This is a genomic window from Cyanobium sp. LEGE 06143 (assembly GCF_015207535.1).
Classification (GTDB): Bacteria; Cyanobacteriota; Cyanobacteriia; order PCC-6307; family Cyanobiaceae; genus NIES-981.
This window is the reverse complement of sequence record NZ_JADEWP010000227.1, coordinates 1-3,389: the sequence shown is the minus strand read 5'-3', so window position 1 is coordinate 3,389 and position 3,389 is coordinate 1. Positions and strand designations below refer to the sequence as shown.

Here is a 3,389-nt window from a genome sequence, read left to right as displayed (position 1 = left end):
GACAACGGCGCAGCCGGCGCCGCGCCGATCGATCCCGTGCGCGTTGACCTGGTGGGCGGCGAGCCCACCTCCCTCGCCGGCAACGACGCGCCCACCACCTTCGGCGGTTCCTTGGCGCCCCGCCCGCAGGGCCTGGCCCCCTCATGGAGCTTCAACCAGACGGTGCTGCTGCGCAAGCAGCGGCGCGGCTCCTCGGTGATGATCTGGGCTGGCATCGGCACCACCGCCGTGCTGGGCCTCTGGGCCATCACCGCCCCCCTGGCCGAAACCGTTGCCGTGGAGGGCAAGCTCGAGCCAGGCAATGCCACCCGCCGCATCGATGCTCCCGTGCCCGGCGTGGTCGAGGAAGTGCTCGTGCAGGAGGGGCAGCAGGTGAGCCAGGGCCAGCCCCTGGTGCGCTTCGACCTGCGCGAACCCCGCAGCAAACTGGCCGCCGCCGAGAGCATCCGCGAACGCCTGCTGAACGAGAACCAGATCGCCGCCGCCACCCTTGGCGACGCCGCCGCCACGGCCGCCCTCACCGCCAACCAGCGCCAGCAACTGGCCAGCCAGGGCCAAGAGTTGGCCAGCCGCCGCGAAGCGGCCCGCCAGGAACTCGCCAAGGCCAAAGCCCGCTACGCCGGCTTCCGGGCCACCCTGGCCACCTACCGCAACATCGCCAACCGCTTCGCGGGNCKGGTGAGYGAGGGAGMCGCCAGCGAGGTGCAGCTGCTGGAGGCCCGTCAGCGGGTGCAKGAAACCGAGAGCAGCATCGCCCAGGAGCAGCGCGAGATCGCCCGGCTGCAGTCCACGCTGGTGAACACCGGCGCCGTCACCAGCGTGGAGCTGCGCCGCAAGGTGGAGGAGAACCTGCGTCAGATCGCCCAGCTCGACAGCGATGTCCAGCTGGCCCGCCAGCAGATCCAGTTCGGCGAGCTCACCGCTCCCGCCGCCGGCACCGTCTTCGACATCGAGGTGAGTCCGGGCAGCGTCGTGGCCCAGGGCACCGGCACCAACAGCAGCGCCGTGGGCAAGTCGCTGATGAAGGTGGTGCCCCAGGAGGCCCTGGAGGCCAAGGTGTATCTGCCTAACACCGCGATCGGCTTCGTGCAGCCCGGCCAGACCGCCCAGCTCTCGATCGCGGCCTTCGAGGCCGGCGACTTCGGCACGATACCCGCCGTGGTGCAGCGCATCGCCTCCGATGCTCTCACCGCCGATGAGCAGAGCCGAGTGCTCGGCACCCAGGCCTCAGGCCTGTTCTATCCCGCCGTACTGCGGCTTGAGCGCCAGACCATCGACCTGCGCCGCAAGCAGGTGCCGCTGCAGGCGGGCATGACCCTCACCGCTGACATCAAGCTGCGCGAACGCCGCTTCATCAACATCTTCACCAGCTTCCTCGAAGACCAGCGCCGCAACCTCGAGCGGCTGCGCTGATGGCGCCCGGCCACGACGACCCCCGCCAGCATCCCTGGTGGCAGCACGTGCCGGCTGCCGACAAGCGCGGCGTGCAGCGGCGCCGCCGCTGGCGGCGGCTGGGCACGGCGCTCGGCAGCCGGTCTGGCCAGCTGGCGCTGCTGCTCGGCCTCTACCTCGCCATCGCCCTGGGGATGCTGCGTGCCGGCGCTGGCCCCATCACCCTGCTGGTGGTGCTCCCCCTGGTGCTGCTGCCGGCCCTGGCCGGCCTCGCCTACTGGCTCATGTGGAAGGACTTCCACCACTGACCGCCTGCGAACTGACCGCCTGCGAACTGTCGGTCTGGGGTTGCTGGCCATAGATGCCGGAGATCTCCCGCACCAGCCACACCGGCAGGTGCTGCTCCCCGCCCCCGAAGGCGATCCGGCCAGGGGGGTAGAAGGGCAGAGCTGCCATCAAGGCATTGGTCGCCCTCGGCTGGCTCATGTCGGCCACCAGTGGCGCCAGCGCGTTGCGCAGCTGGCGGTCGTCCGGGCTGAGCACAGTTGCGGAGAATCCGCTGCCCAGCAGGTCCCGATACAACCTTCCGAAACTGCTGCGGTACAGCGCCTCCAGCTGCTCCGCCGGCGCATCCAGCCAGATCTGTCCCAGCAGCAGACGCAGCTCCTCCAGCTCCTGCTGCACCGCCCGATCCTCCGGATCGATCACATGCAGGTTGATCAGGCCGTTCATGCGGCTCTGAAAGTCGGCGCTCTGGGCCAGCTCCAGGGCTTCGCCGCCGCGCCGCGATGACAGCTGGGGGAGCTGGGGGAGTGGTTCGCGCCGGGGGGCAGGACCCCCATGGCGGTCAGGGTTCACCCCGAGGCTGGGCGCCCGGCCATAGGCCTGCCCGGCCGGCTTCAGCAGCGCAGCCGGTTGCCACAGCCGCTGCAGCATCTGTGGATCGAACAGACGGGCGTAGTCCTCCTGCAGCCAGTCGGGAACCTGGCTGAGTGGATCGGCCACGCGCATCTTGCCCGGCTGGAAGTAGGGCATCGCCGCCAGCAGCACATTGGCGGTTTCGGGCCGCTCAAAGGCGCTGGTCAGCCGGTGGGCCAGGGCATCCTTCCAGGCCTGCTCCTGCTGCACCAGCGTTTCCCGCGCCAGCCGACCGGCCAGCAGCACCCGGTAGCACTCGCCGATCGGCGAGCGGTAGAGCACCTCCAGCTGGTCCACCGGCGCCGACAGCCAGAACTGACACAGGCACTGGCGAGCCAGGCGCGCCTCCGCCAGCGCTTCCGGCGAGCCGCTGCTCTCGTAGGCCTGGAAGATGCCGGCCAGCCGTGCCACCGACCAGGGGGTGATCCGAGGCGTGGAGTCCAGACCCGTGGCCGTCAGGCGCGGATCATCCACCAGGGTGTCCAGCGGCGGCCTGGCCAAACCGTCCCCGCTGTCCACTCCGAGGCGACGCAATAGCCGGCTCCACAGTGACATTCCAGACCTCTAGCCAGGGCTCGGATCGTAAAGGGACTGACCGGGATCATTCGGCCAACGGGAACAGTTTTCCGTGTCCATTGCTCGGCCGGTTTCTCCGGTGGTTGTCTGGCTTGTTTCTCAGCTGCAGCCCGCTTTAAGTTCAACTTCCGCTCCGAGATCAGCACCGCGATCCCGCAGCGCCGTGAGCACCTCCCACACCACTGCCTGCCAATCCCCCGGCTGAGGCTGGCGGAACAGCCGCAGGCTCGGATACCACGGCGTATCGGCCCTGTGGCGCAGCCAGCGCGGCGCGGCGCTGAACGGCAGCAGCAGCCAGCCCCGCCGGCCCATCGCCCCCACCAGATGTGCCATGGCCGTATCCACACTGATCACCAGATCCAGCTGTGCCACCAGTGCCGCCGTGGCGGCGAAATCGGACTCGGCGGCCAGCTCCTCCGTCCCAGGGGCCATCAATGGGTCCGCCTGGTGGCGATCGGGCCCGAACTGCAGCAACGTACAGCGGGCCCGCAGCCCTTCCAGGC

At 69.8% G+C, this 3,389-nt stretch carries 4 protein-coding genes; 2 read left to right on the top strand and 2 right to left on the bottom strand.

Annotation, left to right across the window (positions count from 1 at the left end; genetic code table 11):
- Together IQ216_RS12705 and IQ216_RS12700 are read left to right on the top strand one after the other, a co-directional pair.
- The coding region (locus IQ216_RS12705) for an HlyD family secretion protein (protein ID WP_193815766.1) at window positions 1-1,413 on the top strand (1,413 nt) is incomplete at its 5' end.
- On the top strand, window positions 1,413-1,700 hold the full coding sequence (locus IQ216_RS12700; RefSeq protein WP_186696985.1) for a hypothetical protein: 288 nt from the start codon (window positions 1,413-1,415) through the stop codon (window positions 1,698-1,700). The genes IQ216_RS12705 and IQ216_RS12700, both read left to right, overlap by 1 nt.
- On the opposite strand, the gene IQ216_RS12695 is transcribed toward IQ216_RS12700, so the two are convergent.
- Window positions 1,675-2,865, bottom strand: a complete 1,191-nt coding sequence (locus IQ216_RS12695) for a hypothetical protein (RefSeq protein ID WP_193815765.1) — start codon at window positions 2,863-2,865, stop codon at window positions 1,675-1,677. The two genes, IQ216_RS12700 and IQ216_RS12695, sit on opposite strands and share 26 nt — an antisense overlap.
- Window positions 2,866-2,985: 120 nt before the next feature.
- Window positions 2,986-3,389, bottom strand: a 404-nt coding sequence (locus IQ216_RS12690; protein ID WP_304523988.1) for a glycosyltransferase family 9 protein, incomplete at its 5' end; no start/stop codon positions are given.

Coding starts and splice junctions, on each gene's coding strand:
- IQ216_RS12695 (WP_193815765.1), bottom strand. CDS start 2,865: ATGTCACTGTGGAGCCGGCTATTGCGTCGCCTCGGAGTGGACAGCGGG.
- IQ216_RS12700 (WP_186696985.1), top strand. CDS start 1,413: ATGGCGCCCGGCCACGACGACCCCCGCCAGCATCCCTGGTGGCAGCAC.